At 72.2% G+C, this 21,134-nt stretch carries 19 protein-coding genes and 1 CRISPR repeat array (1 of these 20 only partly in view); of the genes, 10 read left to right on the top strand and 9 right to left on the bottom strand.

Annotation, left to right across the window (positions count from 1 at the left end; genetic code table 11):
* Positions 1 to 225: 225 nt before the first annotated feature.
* Complete coding sequence (locus V4Y04_RS12385) at positions 226 to 1,314, bottom strand: mechanosensitive ion channel family protein (RefSeq protein ID WP_332427702.1); 1,089 nt, start codon at positions 1,312 to 1,314, stop codon at positions 226 to 228.
* A 387-nt stretch (positions 1,315 to 1,701) separates the two neighbouring features.
* Between V4Y04_RS12385 and V4Y04_RS12380 the strand changes: the two genes are divergently transcribed.
* On the top strand, positions 1,702 to 2,256 hold the full coding sequence (locus V4Y04_RS12380; protein ID WP_332427701.1) for an HNH endonuclease: 555 nt from the start codon (positions 1,702 to 1,704) through the stop codon (positions 2,254 to 2,256).
* Positions 2,257 to 2,326: 70 nt separating this feature from the next.
* Here the strand turns inward: V4Y04_RS12380 and V4Y04_RS12375 are convergent, their stop codons facing one another.
* From V4Y04_RS12375 to V4Y04_RS12355, 5 genes are all read right to left on the bottom strand, one after another.
* Complete coding sequence (locus V4Y04_RS12375) at positions 2,327 to 2,569, bottom strand: hypothetical protein (protein ID WP_332427699.1); 243 nt, start codon at positions 2,567 to 2,569, stop codon at positions 2,327 to 2,329.
* Between the two features lie 215 nt (positions 2,570 to 2,784).
* Positions 2,785 to 3,297: a F0F1 ATP synthase subunit B gene (locus V4Y04_RS12370; protein WP_332427698.1), complete on the bottom strand. Its 513-nt coding sequence runs from the start codon at positions 3,295 to 3,297 to the stop codon at positions 2,785 to 2,787.
* Positions 3,298 to 3,795: 498 nt separating this feature from the next.
* Positions 3,796 to 5,190 (bottom strand): FtsX-like permease family protein, encoded by a 1,395-nt coding sequence (locus tag V4Y04_RS12365; RefSeq protein WP_332427697.1) that lies wholly within the window; start codon positions 5,188 to 5,190, stop codon positions 3,796 to 3,798.
* Entirely contained in the window at positions 5,187 to 5,963 is a 777-nt protein-coding gene (locus V4Y04_RS12360) for an ABC transporter ATP-binding protein (protein ID WP_332427696.1), read from the bottom strand. The genes V4Y04_RS12365 and V4Y04_RS12360 overlap by 4 nt, the downstream gene beginning before the upstream one ends.
* Complete coding sequence (locus tag V4Y04_RS12355) at positions 5,960 to 6,493, bottom strand: PadR family transcriptional regulator (protein ID WP_332427694.1); 534 nt, start codon at positions 6,491 to 6,493, stop codon at positions 5,960 to 5,962. The genes V4Y04_RS12360 and V4Y04_RS12355 overlap by 4 nt, the downstream gene beginning before the upstream one ends.
* A 185-nt stretch (positions 6,494 to 6,678) precedes the next feature.
* On the opposite strand from V4Y04_RS12355, the gene V4Y04_RS12350 reads away from it, so the two are divergent.
* Positions 6,679 to 7,065, top strand: a complete 387-nt coding sequence (locus tag V4Y04_RS12350) for a type II toxin-antitoxin system RelE/ParE family toxin (RefSeq protein WP_332427692.1) — start codon at positions 6,679 to 6,681, stop codon at positions 7,063 to 7,065.
* On the top strand, positions 7,062 to 7,376 hold the full coding sequence (locus V4Y04_RS12345; RefSeq protein WP_332427690.1) for a helix-turn-helix domain-containing protein: 315 nt from the start codon (positions 7,062 to 7,064) through the stop codon (positions 7,374 to 7,376). The genes V4Y04_RS12350 and V4Y04_RS12345 overlap by 4 nt, the downstream gene beginning before the upstream one ends.
* A gap of 174 nt (positions 7,377 to 7,550) precedes the next feature.
* Here V4Y04_RS12345 and V4Y04_RS12340 read toward each other — a convergent pair whose 3' ends face one another.
* A complete protein-coding gene (locus tag V4Y04_RS12340) occupies positions 7,551 to 10,451 on the bottom strand; it encodes a beta-N-acetylglucosaminidase domain-containing protein (RefSeq protein WP_332427689.1) in 2,901 nt (966 codons plus the stop codon).
* Positions 10,452 to 10,786: 335 nt separating this feature from the next.
* Here V4Y04_RS12340 and V4Y04_RS12335 point away from each other — a divergent pair, with 335 nt between their 5' ends.
* The 4 genes from V4Y04_RS12335 to V4Y04_RS12320 all read left to right on the top strand — a co-directional run bounded on the left by V4Y04_RS12335 (position 10,787) and on the right by V4Y04_RS12320 (position 15,049).
* Positions 10,787 to 11,050: a hypothetical protein gene (locus tag V4Y04_RS12335; RefSeq protein ID WP_332432809.1), complete on the top strand. Its 264-nt coding sequence runs from the start codon at positions 10,787 to 10,789 to the stop codon at positions 11,048 to 11,050.
* Positions 11,051 to 11,281: 231 nt separating this feature from the next.
* Positions 11,282 to 13,498 carry a 4-alpha-glucanotransferase gene (malQ, locus tag V4Y04_RS12330; protein ID WP_332432808.1) on the top strand — a complete coding sequence of 739 codons (2,217 nt, stop codon included), beginning with the start codon at positions 11,282 to 11,284 and terminating at the stop codon, positions 13,496 to 13,498.
* Positions 13,499 to 13,596: 98 nt separating this feature from the next.
* On the top strand, positions 13,597 to 13,884 hold the full coding sequence (locus V4Y04_RS12325; protein WP_332427688.1) for a hypothetical protein: 288 nt from the start codon (positions 13,597 to 13,599) through the stop codon (positions 13,882 to 13,884).
* Positions 13,885 to 14,311: 427 nt separating this feature from the next.
* Complete coding sequence (locus tag V4Y04_RS12320) at positions 14,312 to 15,049, top strand: nitroreductase family protein (RefSeq protein ID WP_332427686.1); 738 nt, start codon at positions 14,312 to 14,314, stop codon at positions 15,047 to 15,049.
* 182 nt (positions 15,050 to 15,231) lie between these two features.
* Here V4Y04_RS12320 and V4Y04_RS12315 read toward each other — a convergent pair whose 3' ends face one another.
* On the bottom strand, positions 15,232 to 15,741 hold the full coding sequence (locus V4Y04_RS12315; RefSeq protein WP_332427685.1) for a MarR family winged helix-turn-helix transcriptional regulator: 510 nt from the start codon (positions 15,739 to 15,741) through the stop codon (positions 15,232 to 15,234).
* A gap of 117 nt (positions 15,742 to 15,858) precedes the next feature.
* On the opposite strand from V4Y04_RS12315, the gene V4Y04_RS12310 reads away from it, so the two are divergent.
* On the top strand, positions 15,859 to 16,866 hold the full coding sequence (locus V4Y04_RS12310; protein ID WP_332427684.1) for an EamA family transporter: 1,008 nt from the start codon (positions 15,859 to 15,861) through the stop codon (positions 16,864 to 16,866).
* A gap of 299 nt (positions 16,867 to 17,165) precedes the next feature.
* Here V4Y04_RS12310 and V4Y04_RS12305 read toward each other — a convergent pair whose 3' ends face one another.
* On the bottom strand, positions 17,166 to 17,594 hold the full coding sequence (locus V4Y04_RS12305) for an ATP-binding protein (protein WP_332427683.1): 429 nt from the start codon (positions 17,592 to 17,594) through the stop codon (positions 17,166 to 17,168).
* Positions 17,595 to 17,826: 232 nt separating this feature from the next.
* On the opposite strand from V4Y04_RS12305, the gene V4Y04_RS12300 reads away from it, so the two are divergent.
* Positions 17,827 to 18,678, top strand: a complete 852-nt coding sequence (locus V4Y04_RS12300; protein WP_332432807.1) for a DUF5753 domain-containing protein — start codon at positions 17,827 to 17,829, stop codon at positions 18,676 to 18,678.
* An 8-nt stretch (positions 18,679 to 18,686) separates the two neighbouring features.
* Positions 18,687 to 18,887 carry a DUF397 domain-containing protein gene (locus tag V4Y04_RS12295; protein ID WP_332427682.1) on the top strand — a complete coding sequence of 67 codons (201 nt, stop codon included), beginning with the start codon at positions 18,687 to 18,689 and terminating at the stop codon, positions 18,885 to 18,887.
* Positions 18,888 to 18,965: 78 nt separating this feature from the next.
* A CRISPR array of direct repeats spans positions 18,966 to 21,134; the repeat unit is 29 nt; unit sequence GGGACCATCCCCGCGGGTGCGGGGAGCAG (it continues 846 nt past the right edge of the window).

Here is a 21,134-nt window from a genome sequence, read left to right as displayed (position 1 = left end):
GGGAGGGAGGGGAGGGAGGGGAGGGGAGGGGAGGGAGGGGAGGGGAGGGGAGGGGAGGAGAAGGGAGGAAAGTAGATCAAGGCGGAGGGAGCGTCAAGAGGGGGAGTGGCCGGGACACGGAAGAGGGCGGTACCCGGGACTCCCGGGTACCGCCCTCTTGGAGCACTGCTCGGCGCACTGCGTCCTCCGCCGTGCCGCCGGCCGCTCGCTCCCTCTTGCTTCTGTCTACTTCTTCGTGCTCGGCGGCGGGGTCAGCGGGGACGCCGCGATGGACTGCGGCGAGATGCTGCTCGCGTACGCGGACGGGGGCGCGACGGACGCCGCCGGGTCGGGGCCCTCCATCTCCACCGGGGCGGTGGCGCCCCCGACGATACGGATGCCGGCCGCGTCGAAGGCGCGCTTGATGCGCCAGCGCAGCTCGCGCTCCACGGTCAGGGACTTGCCGGGCATGGTCTTCGCCGAGACGCGGACCACCATCGAGTCCAGCAGGACGGAGTCGAGGCCGAGGATCTCGATGGGGCTCCACAGGAGCTCGTTCCAGGGATCCTCCTTGCCCATCCTCTCGGCGACGGCGACGAGGGTGGCCTTGACGTGGTCCAGGTCCTCGTCCGCGCGGACGGTCACGTCGACGTTGGCGGTCGCCCAGCCCTGGGAGAGGTTCCCGATGCGCTTGACCTCGCCGTTGCGCACGTACCAGATCTCGCCGTCGGCGCCGCGCAGCTTGGTCACCCGCAGGCCGACCTCGATGACCTCGCCGGTGGCGACGCCCGCGTCGACGGTGTCGCCGACGCCGTACTGGTCCTCGAGGATCATGAACACGCCGGAGAGGAAGTCCGTCACCAGGTTGCGGGCGCCGAAACCGATCGCCACACCGGCGACACCGGCCGAGGCCAGCAGCGGGGCCAGGTTGATCTGGAAGGTGCCCAGGACCATCAGCGCGGCCGTGCCCAGGATCAGGAACGACGCGACCGAGCGCAGCACCGAGCCGATCGCCTGCGAGCGCTGGCGCCGCCGCTCGGAGTTGACCAGGAGCCCGCCGATCCCGGTGCCGTCCACGGCCTGGCCGGTCCGGGACATCCGGTCGATGAGCTTGGTGATCGCCCGCCGCACGAACACTCTCAGCACGGCGGCTATCACCACGATGAGCAGCACCCTGAGCCCGATCGCGAGCCAGGTGGACCAGTTCTCCTCCACCCAGCCGGCGGCGTTGGTGGCGCTCTCGTGGGCGTCCTTGAGCGTGGGCACCATCGGGGTCCCGGAATCCGAGGGGGTCGGGGACGGCTCCTCGGCCAGGGGGACGGCGGACAGGGACACGGCGGGTACCTCCAGGTGGCACGGTCTGCCCCCGGCGCGCGGTCAAGGTCTGCAAGGTCTTCGAGGGCTGCAAGGTCACGAAAAGGTCACCGGTGCGGGCAGAGTCACCACACTAACGGGGCATTGCGGGTGGACCCGCACGATGAGTGAAGAAGAGACGGCCCTCACCCGGGCCCGCCCCGGCCGTCACCCCGGCCCGGACGGGTCGTGGCCTCGGAAGCCGGACCGCGTCAGGGCTGCCTCCGTACCGCGTCCGTACCGCGTGTGGTCGAAAACACTCTCAGCCCGTTACCGGTACATGGTGGCGCGACGACCAGGCATGAGGGGAGACTGACTACGGATCGTCCCGGCGCGAGCCACGCGCCGCCGGCGTACAAGGAGGCATCCGTGCCGCATGTCCTGGTTCTCAACGCGTCGTACGAGCCGCTCGGCGTCGTACCGCTCCGCCGCGCGCTCGTCCTCGTCCTCGAGAGCAAGGCCGTATGCCTCGAGGAGTCCGGCGCCTACCTGCACAGCGCGACCGTCACAGTCCCCGCACCCAGCGTGGTCCGGCTCAAGCGATTCGTGCGGGTCCCCTACCGGGGGCCCGTTCCACTCACCCGCCGCGCGCTCTTCGCCCGCGACGGGGGCCGGTGCATGTACTGCGGTGGCGTCGCAACCAGCGTCGACCACGTCATCCCGCGCAGCCGCGGGGGCAAACACGTCTGGGACAACGTGGTGGCGTCCTGCCGCCGCTGCAACCACGTGAAGGCCGACCGTCACCTGTTCGAACTGGGCTGGCGGCTGCGCCACAAACCGGCCCCGCCCTCCGGCCTGGCCTGGCGCATCATCGGCACCGGCCACCGCGACCCGTGCTGGCTCCCCTACCTCCAGCCCTACGGCGCGGACGACGCGATGGCCCGCATCGACGGCCTGTCCCGCATGGACGGCATCTCCGCCTGACCGGCCCGCCCCGGGCCTTCGCGTGCGTGTGGCCCGGGGCGGCCCCGGCGCCATGGGCGGGGGGACAGGGTCAGGCCGCGTCTCGGTGACGCTCGGCGTACGTGAACGCGAGGAACTCCTCCAGTCCCTCGTCCGACTTGAACGTGTCGGCGGCGAGGTCGTCCAGGGAGCGGATCGGCTGGGTGCTCTTCGCCGCCGGCAACTCATCGGCTGACAGGCGTGGTTTCGGCTGCGGGTAGTGGCTGAAGTCTTCAGGAGCGGCCGTACTCATCAGGACCTCCAGCAGGGCGGAAACCGGCTCTGCAGTCGGCATGCGGGCGCTCTCACCTGCTGACATCAGGTTTCGTTGCAGCGAGCGAGCGCTTGAACACGCGTGCGGTGACATCTCGCCGAAACCCAAGCGCCGCCGAGTGGTGAAGGGTGCTGCCAATCGGTGAGCACGGTAGAGGACCCAGTACCGAAAGGACTACCTGGGGGTCTCTGTCGATTGCCATGCGTTTTCGGCCTTCGAGGGGCCTGGCTCGTCGCTTACTTCACTGACGAGCCGGCTTCCAGCTCATCGAAGTAGCGGTCGATGATTTCGCTGTTGTCAGCGAAATCGTCGAGAGGCTCACCAACGATTCGGCCCGCCAGTTCGACTGCAAGCAGGCGCACACTCTCGTTGAGTGCGGCGGCTGCCAAGGCTCGGTCGACTTCGAGCTGAGAGTGCGCCGCTGCGACAAGGGAATCACGCTGACGAGCGCCCTCCTCTCGGGCGGCTGCGATGATTTGGGCGCCCTGTTCCCTTGCTTCTTGCCGGATATGGGCGAATTCCCGGTAGGCTTCGGCAAGCTCGTTCTTGTACTCGTCGTGGATGCGCTCAGCTTCAATCCGAGCGGCTTCGGCGCGCTCGATGTTGCCCTCGATGGCATCCTCGCGCTCCTCCAGCGTCTTGCGGATGCGCGGGAGGATGACCTTCGCAAAAAGGCCGAAGACTAAGGAGAAGCATGCAACTGCGACGACAAGGTCGCCTATCTTGGGTTCGAGTGGTCCGAGATTCATGGTCCGTAGGATACCGGTGCTGCAGACGGAGATCTTGAGGTTCGGGGATCGGACGGGAGGGGCGATGTGTCTACCGCACCGGGAGCTCTTCCTTTAGAGCTTTAAGCTTGGTTCAGTCGGAATCCAGCCATCTTTTTGAGGCTTTCTCGCCAGGCGTAACGAGGTGAAGCCGGCTGTTGCTGCAGCGGTAGTCCGCTGTCGCCGCTGTTCAAGGACCGCCTTTTGAATGCAGTGGACCGACGGACCGTCATGTTGCGGCAGTTCGTGGCCAGTGGTGCGGTGGCCGTAGACCACGGTGACAGGGGCGGAATTCACCGCGTCGCCGGGTCGACCTCCTGTGGGTCTGCCGGGAAGTGCCGTCTCGGAGTGGACGGCATCTCCGCCCGACCGGTTCATCCCGGTTCGTATCCGTCCGGGCGTGACGGCACGGCGGCCACGCCCCGTCTCCGGTGAACCCCCGTCCCCCCGGCGTCGGGGCGTGGCCGTCGCGCCGGCCGGTCAGGCGTAACGCAGTTGGGACGGGTCGGCCGAGCGGCGCAGCAGGGGGAGGGCCGTGGCCGAGGCCAGGAGGCAGGCCGCGTAGGCGGCCGGGGGGACCAGCAGGGCGGTCCACGGGAGGGACGTGGCCGTCAGGGTGCTGTAGCCGACACCGAACGCCATGCCGCCGATGCCCGCGAGGAGCAGGGCCGGGGCCAGGGGCAGCGCGGTCTCCAGGAGCAGCGCCCGGTTCAGTACCGAGCGCGGGACACCGGCGGCCGTCTGCGCGGCCAGTCCCCGCCGACGGGTGGCCAGCGACTCGGCGGTGCCGACGGCGAGGCCGCTCAGGGTGATCAGTACCGCCACCGTGATCGCCGCGGCGGTCAGGTTCAGGCCTGTCGTGTAGTACGACGTGGAGGCGCCCAAGGTCTCCCGGTCGCGGTGCAGTACCGCGAGGAACGCGTGGCGTACTCCCATGAACCCGGTGCCGACGACCGTCACCAGCAGCACGGCCGCATGCGTACGGGACGCCGCCCACGGGTCGGCACGCAGCCGCTCCGCCGCGATCAGGACCGTCGCCGACCGGGCCCGGCCCGCGAGCACCCGCCCGATCAGCCGGGAGGAGGCCCCGGCCAGCCACACCGCGCCCGCGCCGACCGCGAGCAGCGCGGCGAACACCGTCACCAGGAACGCCCAGTTCGCCCCGCCGGCCGAGGTGCGGCCCGCCAGCGCGGACACCACGCCCACCGCGACCACCAGCACCGCCCCGCCCAGGAACAGCCGGCCGGGACCGCGGGCCGAACGGATCTCCGTCACCCGGCGTACCCGGCCGAGTGGTGAGGCCACCACCCGGCGCAGGGCCAGCGCGCCCACCGCCGCGCCCAGTGCGGGTACCGCGAGGGCGACCAGCGCGACCACCACCCAGGCGAGGACGTCCGGCCGGGACTCCAGGCCCAGCAGGAGCAGGACCGAGACGACGGTCGCGACCGCCGAGCCGAGCAGGCAGGCAAGACCCGTCTCCAGCGCGGCGATCCGCCGCACCTGCCAGGGCGTCGCCCCGGCCAGCCGCAGCCCGGCCAGCCGCCGGTCCCGGTGCACGGCGCCGACACGGGCGCACTGCCCGAGGAACCCCAGCACCGGGACCAGCAGGAGCAGCAGACCGAGGATCACCCCGGCGCGCGTCCCCGGCTCGTCCACCAGCCCTTCGGCGACGGACGTGCCGGTCCTGCGGACCCCCAGCGACAGCAGGACACCGGCCGCGAGCGCGAACCCGGTGGCCAGCGCCGCGCCGGTCGCGGTGAGCGTGACCCGCCACCACTCCCGCCGGTCCGAACCGTGGGTGAGCAGCCAGGCCAGCCGCAGGTCGGAGCGCAGGGCGGGGGAGGGATGCGTACCTGGAGAGGCGGCGGCGTTCACGCGGCCACCTCCAACGGCGTCAGCGTCCCGTCGCACAACTGCGCCTCGCGGTCGGCGTACGCGGCCACCCGGGCGTCGTGCGTGATCAGCAGCACCGCCGTACCGGCCTCCCGGGCCGTGTGCGCCAGTGCCGTCATCACCTGCTCACCGGCCAGTGAGTCCAGGGCGCCGGTCGGCTCGTCCGCGAAGACCACCCTCGGGCCGGTGACCAGGGCCCGCGCCAGTGCGGCCCGCTGTGCCTGCCCGCCGCTCATCTCGCCCGGCCGCAACTCCGCCTGCCCGCGCACCCCGAACCGCTCCAGCCACTCCCCGGCCCGCTCGCGCGCCTGCGTCCGTCCGGTACCGGCCAGCATCAGCGGCAGCGCCACGTTGTCGAGCGCGGTCAGCTCCGGTACGAGCTGCCCGAACTGGAACACCACCCCGAAGTCGGTACGGCGCAGCTCGCTCAGCCGCTTCTCCGGCAGTTCCTCCAGCCGCTGCCCGTCGTACGTCACCGAGCCGGCGTCCGGGCGGACGATGCCGGCCAGGCAGTGCAGCAGCGTCGACTTGCCGCTGCCGCTGGGGCCGGTCACCGCCAGGATCTCCCCGGCGCGCAGCTCCACGGAGGCGTCGCGCAGGGCGAGCGTCTTTCCGTGCGCCTTGACCAGGCCGCGGGCCGCGAGCAGCGGTTGTGCGGGGCCGCTGCCGGAGGCTCCGCCGGTGCCGGCGCCGGCACCCGTGGGGCTCCCGTCGCGACCCTCGCCCGGGCCGCTTCCTTTGCTCCGGTTGCTCATGCTGCGTCGACCTCCGCGGTCAGAGTGGTGAGCCGGTCCGCCGTGGTGGTCATCCAACGGAGGTCGGCATCCAGGTGGTTGAGGGCGTAGTCCGTCGAGAGCACGGTCGCCAGTCCGGCCCCGGCCGCGGACTTCACCGCGGTGAGTTCCCGCATCCGCCCCATGTGGGCGGCGCGTTGGGCGCGTAGATACGCGGCCGGGTCGCCGCCGGACAGGATCGACACCACGACCTTGGCGAAGATCTCGTTCGTCACGAAGGGGGCGGGCGGGGCGATCTCCCCGGCCCAGCGGGAGAGTTCACGCGTTCCCTCGTCCGTCGTGCGGTAGGCGGTCCGCTCCGGACCGCCGTCCGACTCGGTGCCGTCGACCTCGGCGAGGCCGTCGCGGACCAGACGTTGCAGGGTCGTGTAGACCTGCCCGTAGGCGAGGGGGCGGGCCTCGGGGAATCGTTCGTCGTGGCGTCGCTTGAGGTCGTAGCCATGGCTCGGCCCCGAGGCGAGCAGGCCCAGCAGGACGTGGCGGGTGCTCATGTCGATCAGTATGGACCAAGTACATGTACTGAGTGAATAGTGAGTGTCGAAGGGATTTTTCAGCGTCCCGATGTCCGGCAGAGCGATGTTCGGCCGGCCCCGGCCGGATGGCCTGCCGGTCGTGCTCGCCGTCACAGGCCCATAGCACTCATGTCATATATCATCGAAGTTATGAACGGTGAACGGTGAACGGTGAGCGGTACACGGTCGAGATCGAGCCCGAGGTGCGCCTCTGGCTGGAGAACATCCCGGCCCGCCAGTACATCACCGTCGAGCAGAAGGTCGACCGGCTCGCCGAGAACGCCACTACGCTCGGCGAGCCCTATACCCGCCATCTCGGCGGCAAGCTCCGCGAACTGCGCTTCGACCTCGATGGCAACGCCCAACGCATCACCTACTGGATCGCGTCCCACCGCCGCATCGTGCTCCTGACGGTGTTCCGCAAGACCAAGATGCGCGAGACGGCGGAAGTGGAACGCGCCCACGCCGCCCAGGCCGCTTGCGAGGCCCGCCACGAACCGGCCGCCGAACACACCGTCTACCACCGCGATATCAAGGAGGAACCGCGATGAACCACGCCGAGTGGCAGACCCGCCGCCACCGCAAGCTCCTGAGCGAGGCGGCTGAGGACAACCCCGAGTACGACCGCCTCTACGAAGAGGCCGAACTGGCCCATGACCTCGGCCAGATGGTCTACGACCGGCGCACCGCCCTCGGCCTGTCCCAGACCGAACTCGCCGAGCGCTGCGGCATGAAGCAACCTCAGATCTCCCGCATCGAAGGCGGCGGCACCGTCCCCACCATCCCCCTTCTCCGACGGCTGGCCCGTGCCCTCGACGCCGACCTGAACATCAACCTCACTCCGCACGGCAACGCCGCCTGAACGAACACCCCGAAAGCCGGTGTGCATCAGGCCGAACGGCGCCCGTTCGGCCTGATGCGGCACGTCACTGCCCACTGCCCATGGCCCGCCGAGCAGCACCCTCCCGGCGTGCTTCCCGTCAGCCGGTGGAACGCGAAGGTCCGGCCGGGGTGCAGCGCGCGACGCCCCCGACTGTCAGTCCGCGACCGCGTACGCCTCCACCGACCACAGGGAATAGCCCCACTCGGTGGCGCGCCTCTCGCCCTGGACGCGGACGTGGCGGACGTCGGGTTCGTCCATGCGGAGCGTCTCCCGACCGCCGCCGCTGTCCGCCACCGACACCGCCGTACGCCAGTCGTGGCCGTCCGCCGAGACCTCGACGCGGTACGCCGACGGGTGCGCGTCCTGCCAGTGCAGCGCGACCTTCCCGAGCCGCACCGGGCGTTCCAGCTCGACCTGCCAGAAGGCGTCGTCCTCGACGGGTGACGACCAGCGTGTCTCGGGATTGCCGTCGTTCGCCGCCGAGGCGGGGAAGTCGGGCGTCTCGTCGGCCGAGGAGCTCGCCGTGCCGGTGCGGGCCAGGTCGGTCCCGGCGATGCGCGGGACGGCGTTGACCGTCAGCGTCCGGGTCACCTCGCCGAAGCCGAGCCGCACCTCGTACGACCGGGTCGGCGTCCCCGGTTCCACCGTCACCTCGACGGGCACCTCCACGGGCGTGCCGCGCGGAACGGTCAGGTCGCCCTTCGGAACCCGTACCTTCACGCCCTTCGGCGCCTCGACGCTCACCTTGCCGCGCACCTGCTCGGGCCGCAGCGACTCGAGCGTGGCCGTGAGCCGCCGGGTGCCGCCGATGTCGGTGTCCGCGGGGCCGTCCGGCAGCTTCAGCGAGGCGGTGGGCTCGTCCGTGAACCACGGCACCACGTGCCGTACCCGGGAGGCGTCCGCGCCAGTGACGCGGACGGCGCCGGCCGGACCGTCCACCCGCAGCTCCGTGGCGCCGGACGCGGTCAGCGCGCCCAGACGGCGCCAGCCCGCGCCCGGCGCGTGGATCTCGACCGTCCCCGTGGTGCCGGGCTCGGTCAGCACCGTCACCGTGCTCAGGTCCCGGACCCGCGGCAGCTGGAGCACGCCGTCGTCCGACCGGCCGCCGGAGCCGGCGGTCGCCTTGCGGCCGATGCCCGCCCAGGTCTCGTACGCGTCCCGGGCCCGGTTCAGGAACGGGTCCAGGACGCCCTTGCCGACCGTCACCCGGGCGGGCTTCAGCAGCGTCCGCCGTTCGGCCAGCTCCCGGTAGGCGGTCCAGGCGGCACCCGCGTCGTCGGACTCCTGCGCGCGCAGCATGTCCAGTGCGGTGAGGCCGGCCTCACCGTAGCGGGCCAGCTGCCCGGTCCAGGGGGCGGCCTCGTCGGCGAGCGAGGCGGTGCGCGGGTTGCCGGCCAGGGTCCCGGGCAGCTCGCGCAGCACCGTGAAGGCGGCGCGCAGCCGCTTCTCGGCCGCGCGGCCCTCGTCGCCACCGGCGTCCGCGCGGGTCCGCCAGAACTCCTTCAGCAGCGGCCGCAGATACGCCGACTCCTCGGCGCCGAGGACCGAGGACGCGGCGTTGCCCGCCAGCGCGGACAGTGCCTCGCCCAGGACGGGGTCGCCGCCCGCGAGGTCCTTGATCGCGGCCCGCCAGGACTCCTGGGGGCGGTAGTCGCGCGGGTTCCAGGCGAAGTCGGCGGCCGTGAACAGGGGAATGCGGGACGCCTCGGGCTGCTCCATCGCGTTCGCGAGCAGGGCGGCCGAACCGGCGGCCACGGCGGGCTCGCGGCCCTGGTAGGGGCCGAGGAAGATCCGGCCGGGGGCGAAGTCGTTGACCGGGTAGTTGTCCATGGTCACCAGCGGGCGCGCGAACACCCTCCGCGCCTCGGCCAGGTCACCGCCCGTAATGGTGCTCGGCACCACTCCGACCCCGGTCCACGCCACCTCCACCCCGGAGTCCAGGGCGTGCGAGAGGGCCCGCCGGTACGCGGTCGACCCGTCCTCGTAGTACTCGGTCGGCATCAACGAGAGGGCTGTGGAAGCGGGATGACGGTCCGCCAGGTGCCGGGCCACCGCGTTCGCCACATGTGCCTGGGCGCGGGCGGCGGCGTCGGGGCCGGAGCCGAAGCGCTTCGCGTCCTCCCCGCAGTGCCACTCGCTGTAGCTGACGTCCTGGAACTGCAGCTGGAAGGTGCGGAAACCCAGCGCCCACATCGCGTCCAGTTTGCGGGTCAGCGCGCGCAGGTCCTCGCCCGAGGCGAAGCACATCGCCTGGCCCGGGGCCACCGCCCAGCCGAGCGTGACGTGGTTGCTCCGGGCCCGTTCCGCCAGCTCCCGGAACTCCGCGCGCTGCCGGTCCGGGTACGGCTCGCGCCAGCGGGCCTGCCGGTGGAGGTCGTCGCCGGGCGCGTACAGGAACCGGTTCTGCTTGGTGCGGCCCATGAAGTCCAGCTGTTCCAGCCGCTGCCGGTGCGTCCACGGGGTGCCGTAGAAGCCCTCGGTGATCCCGCGCACGGCGGTGCCCGGCCAGTCGCGTACGACGGCGGCCGCGAAGGTGTTGTCGGGGCGCAGGAGCTGACGCAGCGTCTGGACGGCGTGGAACAGGCCGTCCTCGCCCGCACCGGTGAGCGCGACGGTCTCCTTGCCGACGGTCAGGGCGTAACCGCCGGAGGGGAGGGCGTGGAGGTCCGGCCGAGGGGACTGGGGGGAGCCCGCAGGCCGGTCCGCGCCCATCCGCACCACGAGCGCCCCCTCGGGCGCCTTGTCGCCGGGGGCGGTGAACCGGCGCGCGCCGGCCTCCCGCAGCAGCGCGCGCAGGGCCTCGACGGCGTGGGGATCGGCCGACGCGTCGGTGTGCAGGACAACCTCGTCGGTCACCGCGACCGGGGCGCCGTTCGCCCGCAGGGACTGGGGGCGGGGCCAGACGGCCAGGTCCGCCTCGACCCGGTCGGGCACGGGGGACGTGGTCGTCCCGGGAACGGAGGGGGCCGCCGCGGAGACGGGCACGGCGCCCAACGTCCCGGCGACGACGACGAACGCGAGGGCCGCCGCCCTCTTCCCACGCCGCAGCTGCAAGGCCCCTCCCAAGGAGACAGAAACCATTCCGTGACAGATCAGGAGCCCATCATCGCGCTTCGGGCGTGTCAATCAGAGTGGCCGTTGTGGCGGGTTTGCCCGCATGCGGGATGCGGGAACGGGAACACAATGTGAGCAGGGACACGTTCCCCGAATTGAGGTGTCTGTCTTCGCGTCCACTGGGTAGGGGCTGCGAGGAACCCCGCCGACAGGCACATTCGTGCGCAAAGTTTCCTGCCGATCCGCTTGATCCCGCTTGATTCGATTGTTTTCGATTGTTCTCGACGAGGAGGCCCTCAGTGGCTGCTGCACCGGCGTTCGTCCTGGCCCCGCCCATGTCCAAACCCGAGGCGGATCCGTCCGCCGACCTCGACGGCCCGCACAGCGTCGAAGCCGAAGGCATGTACGCCTGCGTCTTCAGTGCGGAGGGCCCCTGCGCGGGAGTCCCGCTCACCAGCGAGCCCCCGCTGCCCGACGCCGAACCCCTCACCAGTGAGCCCCCGCTCTCCGACGCCGCCCACCTGACCAGCGAGTCCGACGCGGCCATGGACACCAGTGGACTCGACTCCTTCCCGGCGCAGTACGTCCCGGAGCCCTAGATGGCCGGCGCCGGACCGGCCGAGCCGCCTTCCGCGTCGTCCTCCCGCCCTCCGGGGCCGTTCCCCGAGCCGTCTTCGGGGCCGCCCCCCGAGCCGACTTCCGAATCGCCCTCCGGCGCTTCCGAGCCGCCCTCCGGACCTTCTGGGTCACCTTCCGGCTCTTCCGAGCCGCCGCCCGGGGTTTCCACGCCGGCCTCCGGCCCGGAGCCGACCCCCGGGCCCTCCGCGGATCTGTCCCGGCTCGCCGCCCTCCATGGCGTCGCCACCTCCTACGCCCCCTCCCCGGACCGTACGGTCGCCGCCTCTGCCACCGCCGTCATCCGCGCCCTGGCCGCCCTCGGCGTGGACGCGGGGACACCCGAGACCGTCCGTGCCGCGCTCGCCACCGGCGAACGGGAGCGGGCCGAGCGGCTGCTGCCGCCCACCGTGGTCGGCTGGGGCACCGGCGCGCCGCCCGCCCTGGCCGCGCTCCCCGAGGGCACCCGGCTGCTCGTCCGCACCGAGCAGGGCGAGATCCGTGCCTCGGCCGACGACCTCCCGCCCGGCGTCCACCGGGTGACCGCCACCGCGCCCGACGGCCGCACCGGCGAGGCCCACCTGATCGTCGCCCCACCCCGGCTGCCCGCACCCCCGGCCCGCTGCTACGGGCTCCTCGTCCAGCTCTACTCGCTCCTCTCCCGCCGCTCCTGGGGCATGGGCGACCTCGCCGACCTCGGCGAACTCGCCACCTGGGCCGGCCGCACTCTCGGCGCCGGATTCGTCCAGATCAACCCGCTGCACGCGGCCGTCCCCGGCACCCCGACCGACCCCTCGCCCTACCGGCCGTCCTCCCGCCGTTTCCCCGACCCGGTCCACCTGCGGATCGAGGACGTACCGGAGTTCGCGTACGTGAGGGAGGGAACGGGCGGCTCGGAGGGCGAGGGCGTAGGCGGGACGGAGGGCGCGGGCGGCGCGGGAGCCGAGGAGGACCGCGCCCGGCGGCGGAACCCCGGAGGGGACCTGCGGCGGAACCCGCTGGAGGACCTGCTCGGGCGGGCCGCGGAACTGCGCGAGGCGGTGCTGGACAAGGGCGCCCTGATCGACCGGGACGCCGTCTGGGCGACCAAGAAGGCCGCACTCGAAGCAGTCGTGAACGAGGTGCCGCTCGGCCCCGGCCGCCTCGCCGCCTACCGCGACTTCCTCGCCGAACAGGGGCAGGCCCTGGAGGACCACGCCACCTGGTGCGCGCTCGCCGAGGTGCACGGCCCCGACTGGCACACCTGGCCCGCCCCCCTGCGCGACCCGCGCTCGCCCGGGACCGCGCGCGCCCGCCGAGAACTGGCGGCCCGCGTCGACTTCCACTCCCGGCTGGCCTGGCTCACCGACACCCAGCTCACCGCCGCCCAGCGGGCCGCGCGCGAGGCCGGGATGCCGCTCGGCATCGTCCACGACCTCGCGGTCGGCGTGCACCCCGAAGGCTCCGACGCCTGGGCGCAGCAGGACACCCTCGCCGCCGGCATGTCGGTCGGCGCGCCCCCGGACGCCTTCAACGCCCGCGGCCAGGACTGGGGCCTGCCGCCCTGGCGCCCCGACCGGCTCGCCGCCTGCGGCTACGCGCCGTTCCGCGCCCTGCTCCAGGCCCTGTTCCGGTATGCGGGCGCCCTGCGCATCGACCACGTCATGGGCCTGTTCCGGCTCTGGTGGGTGCCCCAGGGGCAGCCGCCCACCGAGGGCACGTACGTCCGCTACGACGCCGAGGCGATGCTCGCCGTCCTCGTCCTGGAGGCCTCCCGCGCCGGGGCGGTGGTGATCGGCGAGGACCTGGGCACGGTCGAGCCCGGCGTACGCGAGACGCTGCGCGAACGCGGGGTGTACGGGACGTCGGTGCTCTGGTTCGAACGGGACTGGGAGGGCGACCGACGGCCCCTTCCGCCGGAGGCCTGGCGCGCCGACTGCCTGGCCACCGTCACCACCCACGACCTCCCGCCCACCGCGTCCCGCCTCACCGGCGAACACGTCGAGCTCCGCGACAGCCTCGGCCTGCTCACCCGACCCCTCACAGAGGAGCACGCGGAGGCCGTCGCGGACACCGCGGAGTGGCTGGAGCTGCTGACCGGGCTCGGCCTGCTGCACGGCCACGGCACGGGCGGCACCGCTCTCGCGCAGACGGACGGCACCGCCCCCACGGAGGAGGAGGCACGCGTCCAGGCCGTCCACCGCTACCTGCTGCGCACCCCCGCCCGGATGATCGGCGTCTGGCTCCCCGACGGCGTCGGCGACCGGCGCCCGCAGAACCTCCCCGGCACCTGGGACCAGTACCCGAACTGGCGCCTGCCCATCGCCGACGCGCAGGGCCGCCCGATCTCCCTGGAGGACCTGACGGCGTCCCCGAGACTGCGGGCCCTGCTCGACGTGGTGCGCGCCCACACCGACCGGCCGGGGGGCGCGGACACCCCGGGCTGGACCTGAGGGCAAACCTGGCCGCACCGGGACATACCCGATGTGACCGGGGTCCCGTACGCCACCCCGGACGCGCGGGCCCCACGGCGGTTCGCTACGTTGGCACCGTGGACAAGACGAACGCCCTGCGCGCCGGCGCCCTGGCAGCCGGTACGACGCTGATGATGCTGCTCATGACGTCCCCCGCGCTCGCGCTCACCCGCGACGACGGCGACGACCCCGGCACGGGCCTGAGCGTGATCGAGACGCTGGGGCTGTACGTCGCGGCCCCGATCGTGCTCTTCCTGGTCATCGCCGGGCTGGTGATGGTCGGCGACAAGTCGCACAAGAAGAAGGACACGACCAGCTCCAACATCACGATCAAGCCGGACGCCAAGGCCGACGTCAAGGCCTGACCCCGGCCCCGGACTCCGGTCCCTGACCCCGGTCGGTCGTCCCCGCATCTTTCCGAGGGCGCCGATCCCGCCACCCGTACGCGTGAATCGCCGCCGTACGGATGACGGGATCGGCGCCCTTCGTGCTGCGTGCAGCTCCGCTTCGAGGAGTGACGCGTGGGGCTGTATGCGGCAGGGCGGCGGGGCGTCCCGCCTCCGCCTCCGGCTTTCCGCCCTCGGCCTCCGCCCCGCCTCTGCCGACCGGCTGAAGGGGCGTCAGGAGCGTCCGGTGCGGCGATATCGGGCACCCCCGATGCGCGTACGGACCGCCTGCGGTTCGGTCGCGGTCCGGGCCCGGCCCCGGTGGTGCGGGGTGATTCCGGCCGGAGCAACGCCCCGGAGGTGACCGGGTGTTCGGGGCGGGGCGTGCTGTTTCTAGACTCCGCCCATGAACCCTGAAGCCACCCTGCCCGAATCGTCTGCCGTCGAGGCCGCCGAACCCGCCCTCTTCGCGACCATGTCCACCATGCGGGCCATGCGGCGCCTCCAGCCCGACCCGGTGCCCGACGAGCTTTTGGACCGGCTGATACAGGCGGCCGTCTGGGGCCCCAGCGGCGGCAACATGCAGCGCTACGAGTACGTCGTCGTCACCGACCCCGAGGTCATGGCCGAGCTCGCGCCGCTGTGGAAGCGATGCGTGGACGCGTACCTCGCCACGACCGGCAAGTACGCCCCCGCCGGCATGGACGAGGCCGCGTACGGGCGCATGGTCGCCGCCATCGAGTACCAGCGCGACCACTTCGCCGAGACACCGGCGCTGATCATCCCCTGTTACCGGTTCCCGGAGCCGAGGATCGAGGAGGAGGGCCTGCAGCGCTACGCCGAGGCGCTCGGTGCCGAGGGGACGGCGCGCATGGGACGGATCCAGGAGCGCTTCTCCGCCCTCGCGGAGGGTTCCTGTGTCTACCCGGGCGTGCAGAACCTGCTGCTCGCCGCGCGGGGCCTGGGCCTGGCCGCCAACATCACCATCTGGCACCTGATGCTGGAGGAGGAGTGGAAGGCGGCCCTCGGCATTCCCGAGGACATGAACACCTTCGCGGCCATCCCGGTGGGGTGGCCGCGCGGCAACTTCGGTCCGGTGAGCCGCCGCCCGGTCGCGGAGGTTGTGCACCGGAACCGCTGGTAGGCCACGGACGCCGGGACGCCGGGACGCCGGGACGCCGGGACGCCGGGACGCCGGGACGCCGGGGCGTCGGGCCGCCGGATCGCCGGGTTGGTGCCGGGCGCCGGGCGGGGGAGGGTGCCCCGCCCGGTACGCGGTGGTGACCCGGCGTTCGGTGCGCCCGCTTCCGGATGTCGGCCAGTCCGCTACTTCTCGGTGGCGAGCAGCAAGTCCCTGAGTAGGTCGGCCAGTTGTTCCACCCGTTCCTCGTCCAGGGAGGACAGGGCATCCGTCTGGAGGGCGAGGCCCGCGCCGACCGCTTCGTCGGCCAGGCGCAGGCCCTGGTCGGTGAGCGTGACCCGGAGTCCCCGGCGGTCGTGCGGGTCGGGGGAACGGCGCAGCAGTCCCGCCCGCTCCAGTTTGTCGAGGCGGCCCGTCATCCCGCCGGTGGTGAGCATCAGCGTGGCCGAGAGCTGACGCGGGGACAGGGCGTAGGGCTCGCCGGAGCGGCGCAGGGTCGCGAGGACGTCGAACTCCCCGCGCGAGATCCCGTACTTGGCGTACGCCTTCTCCAACTGGTCGCCCATGGCGCGTGAGAGCCGGGTGATGCGGCCGAAGACCTCCATCGCGACCGTGTCGAGGTCCGGCCGCTTCCGGGCCCACTGCTCGACGATCGCGTCGACGGGGTCCTTGCGCTGCTCGGGGCGTGCACTCATGGGCAGGAGTATCCGCCCCCTCCCGGTCGCCCGCAAGAAAGTAGCTTGCTGAAAAGTTGCTTAGCGCTAAGCTACTCTCTGTCCACTCGAAGCCGCCCCGGGAAGAGGTGCGCCCCCATGGCCCCGAACCGCGCCACCCTGATCGCGCTCACCGCCCTCGCCCCCGTCTCCTGGGGCACCACCTACGCCGTCACCACCGAGTTCCTCCCCGCCGACCGCCCCCTGTTCACCGGCCTGATGCGCGCCCTGCCCGCCGGACTGCTGCTGCTCGCGCTGGCCAGGGTGCTGCCGAAGGGCGCGTGGTGGGGGAAGGCGACCGTCCTCGGCGCACTCAACATCGGCGCCTTCTTCCCCCTGCTGTTCCTCTCCGCGTACCGGCTGCCCGGCGGGACGGCCGCGGCCGTCGGTTCGATCGCGCCGCTGTGCGTGGTCGGCCTCTCGGCACTGCTGCTGGGGCAGCGGCCGGCGAGGCGCACCCTGCTCGCCGGGACCGTGGCCGCGGGCGGCGTGAGCCTGGTCGTCCTGAAGGCGGCCGGGGCGCTGGACCCGCTCGGCGTGCTCGCGGCGCTCACCTCCATTGCCTCCATGTCCACCGGCACCGTGCTCACCCAGCGGTGGGGCCGCCCCGAGGGCGTCGGCCCGCTCGCGCTCACCGGCTGGCAACTGACCGCGGGCGGCCTGCTCATCGCCCCGCCCGCCCTGTTGATCGAGGGCGCCCCTCCCGCCCTGGACGCCCCGGCGGTCGGCGGCTACCTCTACCTCGCCCTGGTGAACACGGCGGTCGCGTACTGGCTCTGGTTCCGCGGCATCGGCCGCCTCACCGCCACCCAGGTCACCTTCCTCGGCCCGCTCTCCCCACTCACCGCGGCCGTCGTCGGCTGGGCGGCGCTCGGCGAGGCGCTGACGCCGTGGCAACTGGTCGGCATGGCGCTGGCGTTCGGGGCAACGATGGCGGGTCAGCTCGCACCCGCGCCTCGACGGAAGGCACCTGAGCGAGAGGAGCCCGAGCGGAAGACTTCGCGGCGCTGCGAGACGACGGACCGCCGTCTGTCAGCGGAGGCCTCTGCAAGGAGCGGAATGGCGGACCGCAACGCGTGGCCTCGGCATCCGTCGAACTTGCGCTGAATCGACATGCCGGTCCGGTGCGGAAGGTACTGGCGGGCAGGCGACGGCGAACCGGATGCTCATGGAGGTGGCCACCCTTGCGGAGCGCTGGTCGGAGCCGTCCGTGATCTGCCCCGCCCGCGCCGCCGGAGTCGCGGAGGGGGCGGCCGAGGTGCTGTGGACCTGGACGGCACAGCCGACTGCCGACGCCACGGAAGCCCGGCTCGCCCCCACCATGACCGGGCGGCGCACGCGGTCCGCCGTTTCCACGCCGCCGCGGAACGGAGGGCGTGAACGCGCCGCGCGCCGATCCGGCGTGCTCAGTCCGGACGCCCCGCCCGAACGCCGTCCAGTTCGCACCACACGTACTTGCCCAGGCTGCCCTCGCGCGAGAGCGGCTGCCAACCCCAGACATCGGCACAGGCCCGCACCAGGGCGAGCCCTCTTCCGTCCTCCCGGTCCAGCGCCGGCGTGAAGGGCTGCGGCGGCTCGGGCGGGGACGGGTCCGCGTCCCATGCCCCGATCCGCAGAACCCCCGACGCCGAGCAGCGCACTCGCAGCGCGGCGGGCCCTTTGGTGTGCCGCACGGCGTTGCCGATCAACTCCGTCGCGAGCAGCTCCGCGACGTCGACCTGCCCGATCAGGCCGTGCACCGTGAGGATCAGGCGCAGGGTGCGACGGCAGACGGTGACGGCTCTGGGGTCGTTCGGGATGGAGAGGGAGTACTCCCACGGGTCGGTTTCGGGCATGCGAACTCCTGTGAGGTGGAGGGTGGTTTGGGTGCGCGGCAGTCGTGGTTGCCGGTGTCTCTGCCGTCCGCGTTGTGGCATGGCGGAGCGGTGCGCTTCCGAGATTTGAATGCTGCACAGAGTGATTGCTTCGCGACTGAAGGTAGGTCTAAATCTTCATGTCGAGCAAGTCGCTCGCGTAATCTGACCCCGAATGAGTCACGCACATGTGCACGAGATCGGAGCACCGTCGATGGCCCTGAGGCGTGAGCCCACTGCACGTCAGTTGAGATTGGCGACCGAGCTGCGCCGGCTTCGTGACGCCGCAGGTCTCGCCGCTCGGGAAGCTGCGGCGCTACTCGGGGTGAGCCCTGTCCAGATCAGTCACATCGAGTCCGCCCTCGCGGGCGTGAGTGAGGAGCGCCTGCGTCGACTCGCCGCCAACTATTCCTGTGCGGATGTCGAGTTGATCGACGCTTTGGTGACCATGGCGACGGGACGCGTTCGGGGTTGGTGGGAGGCATACCGAGGCGTCCTGCCCGTCGCCTACCTGGACCTTGCCGAGCTGGAGCATCACGCGACGTTCCGGAGCGATGTGGCGGTCATCCATGTGCCGGGGCTCTTCCAGACGGAGGATTACGCCCGCGCCCTCTTCGCCTACATGAACCCGGAGTTCCCAGGTGTCGAGGTGGAGCGCCGGGTGGAGCACAGGATGCGGCGGAAGGTCGTCATCGAAGGACCCGACCCGATCCCGTACGAGACGGTGATCCACGAAGCGGCGCTACGCATAAGGGTTGCCGGGCGCGCGGTGATGCGAGCTCAACTCGCGCGCATCCTGGAGATGTCCGACGCCGACCATGTCACCGTCAGGGTCATCCCCTTCGCGCTGGACGACTTCGCGGGCGCGGGAAGCACCATGGTGCACCTGGGTGGTCCGGTCCCGCGCCTGGACACCGTGGTGCGCGACGCCCCTCACGGCACAGCTTTCCTTGACGGTGAAGCCCAACTGGCGCATTTCCAAGACCTGTTCCGTAGGGTAAGGGCCGGGTCACTCGCACCGGAGCCGTCGCGTGACCTCATTCATCAGCTGGCCAAGGAGCTGTGAGGTATCCGATGACCGCCCCTACGCAATGGCGCAAGTCTTCCTACTCGGGTGGTGGAGAGGGCAATGACTGCGTGGAGATCACGGACTTGGGCGGCCACATAGCCATCCGTGACTCGAAGCGCCTCTCCCGCGCCTCCTTCTCGGTCCCCACCCCCGCCTTCGCCGCTTTCATCGGCGTGCTCAAGGAGCGCCGAGCACGCTTGACGTGATGCGGGGCGCCCCCTGGAATTCGATCCCCGCTGGTGCGGGGAGCAGGGCTTCAGCTTCATCCATCTGCTTGAGGGCGCGGGACCATCCCCGCGGGTGCGGGGAGCAGGTGTGGCCGCTCACGGACACCGACGCCGGCTGGGGGCCATCCCCGCGGGTGCGGGGAGCAGCCCAACACGGCATGATGCCCCCTCAGCACCACAGGGGCCATCCCCGCGGGTGCGGGGAGCAGGTCATTGAGTCCGGCCGTGTCCGGCACCCCGTGGGGCCATCCCCGCGGGTGCGGGGAGCAGATCGTGAACTGGACGGTGATCTTCGCGGCCTCGGGGCCATCCCCGCGGGTGCGGGGAGCAGTCTGGAACGCCCGGGATCTTGGCAGCCGTGTTGGGACCATCCCCGCGGGTGCGGGGAGCAGCGGATGGCACCGGGGGAGACGACATGCCGAGGGGGACCATCCCCGCGGGTGCGGGGAGCAGGGCCTGACACAGGGCCTCGAAGACGGTCAGGGGGGACCATCCCCGCGGGTGCGGGCAGCAGCCGGCCCCGGCAGCCTCGATGCCGAGGAGCACGGGACCATCCCCGCGGGTGCGGGGAGCAGCCGGCGGGGAGGTCGCCGCCATCGCGGCCGGTGGGAGCATCCCCGCGGGTGCGGGGAGCAGGGCTGACCCCGAAGCAGCAGGCTCTGAAGGCGGGGAGCATCCCCGCGGGTGCGGGGAGCAGCCACCCGGTACGAGGGCCTGAGCCACAGCACGGGGAGCATCCCCGCGGGTGCGGGGAGCAGTGGACCGGCAGGAACTTGCGGAGATCCCGCAGGGGAGCATCCCCGCGGGTGCGGGGAGCAGCGGCCCTGGCCGTGCCCGAGGTGGACCCGATCGGGAGCATCCCCGCGGGTGCGGGGAGCAGGCCGAAGGCGAAGGTCTGAGGGGAGCACATCGGGGAGCATCCCCGCGGGTGCGGGGAGCAGCGCAGCCCCGGAGCCACCCACGCCAACGTGCGGGGAGCATCCCCGCGGGTGCGGGGAGCAGGTGAGGATGCCGGGGTTGTCGCGGATGTACTCGGGAGCATCCCCGCGGGTGCGGGGAGCAGGTCGTGCTCACGGCGCGTCTCCGGCGTACCCCGGGAGCATCCCCGCGGGTGCGGGGAGCAGCCTAGCGGTGGCTCGGATGTTAGGGGGGGATCGGGAGCATCCCCGCGGGTGCGGGGAGCAGTGCCGCGAACGCCGTCACCGGAACGACGGGGCGGGAGCATCCCCGCGGGTGCGGGGAGCAGTGCCAGCACTGGCGGCACTCGCCTCGCGGCGGGGGAGCATCCCCGCGGGTGCGGGGAGCAGGTGGGGAAGTTCATCGCGCAGATCGTGCCCCTGGGAGCATCCCCGCGGGTGCGGGGAGCAGGTCGGGGCTGTCGGGACGGGAGGCGGTTCCGTGGGAGCATCCCCGCGGGTGCGGGGAGCAGTTCGCTTCCACGACGAGCTTCATGTGGCGCGCGGGAGCATCCCCGCGGGTGCGGGGAGCAGTCGGCGCCGAGCCAGGTTTCCCACGGCAGTTTGGGAGCATCCCCGCGGGTGCGGGGAGCAGCACGATTCCTGGACCGCGCAGACCACCACCACGGGAGCATCCCCGCGGGTGCGGGGAGCAGTGCCATGTCGGCCAGACGTCGACGTCGCCGCCGGGAGCATCCCCGCGGGTGCGGGGAGCAGCTCGGGCTCAAGACCGGGAGCAAGGTCAGCGGGGGAGCATCCCCGCGGGTGCGGGGAGCAGTCCGTCTTCGGCAGACGTCGCATGTCGTAGTTGGGAGCATCCCCGCGGGTGCGGGGAGCAGGGCAAGGACGCGCAGGTGATCGCGGCGCGTCCGGGAGCATCCCCGCGGGTGCGGGGAGCAGACAGTCAGGACGATGCCCACGGGCCGGGCTACGGGAGCATCCCCGCGGGTGCGGGGAGCAGAGGGCGGGAGCGTTGGGCGGGAACGGCCAGTCGGGAGCATCCCCGCGGGTGCGGGGAGCAGGCCACCTGCACGCCGATGCCGCTGACGTTGAAGGGAGCATCCCCGCGGGTGCGGGGAGCAGGCCTCGGGTGCCGTACCGCCGGTGTACCAGTAGGGAGCATCCCCGCGGGTGCGGGGAGCAGCTGGACAAGATCACCAAGCTGGTGGAGCGCCCGGGAGCATCCCCGCGGGTGCGGGGAGCAGGGAGCAAAAATGACGGACCAGTCCGTTCCGATGGGAGCATCCCCGCGGGTGCGGGGAGCAGCCCG

The sequence above is a fragment of the Streptomyces sp. P9-A2 genome (assembly GCF_036634175.1).
GTDB lineage: Bacteria > Actinomycetota > Actinomycetes > Streptomycetales > Streptomycetaceae > Streptomyces > Streptomyces pratens.
Note: the sequence above shows the minus strand (reverse complement) of the source record. Positions and strands in the feature narration are given on the sequence as shown.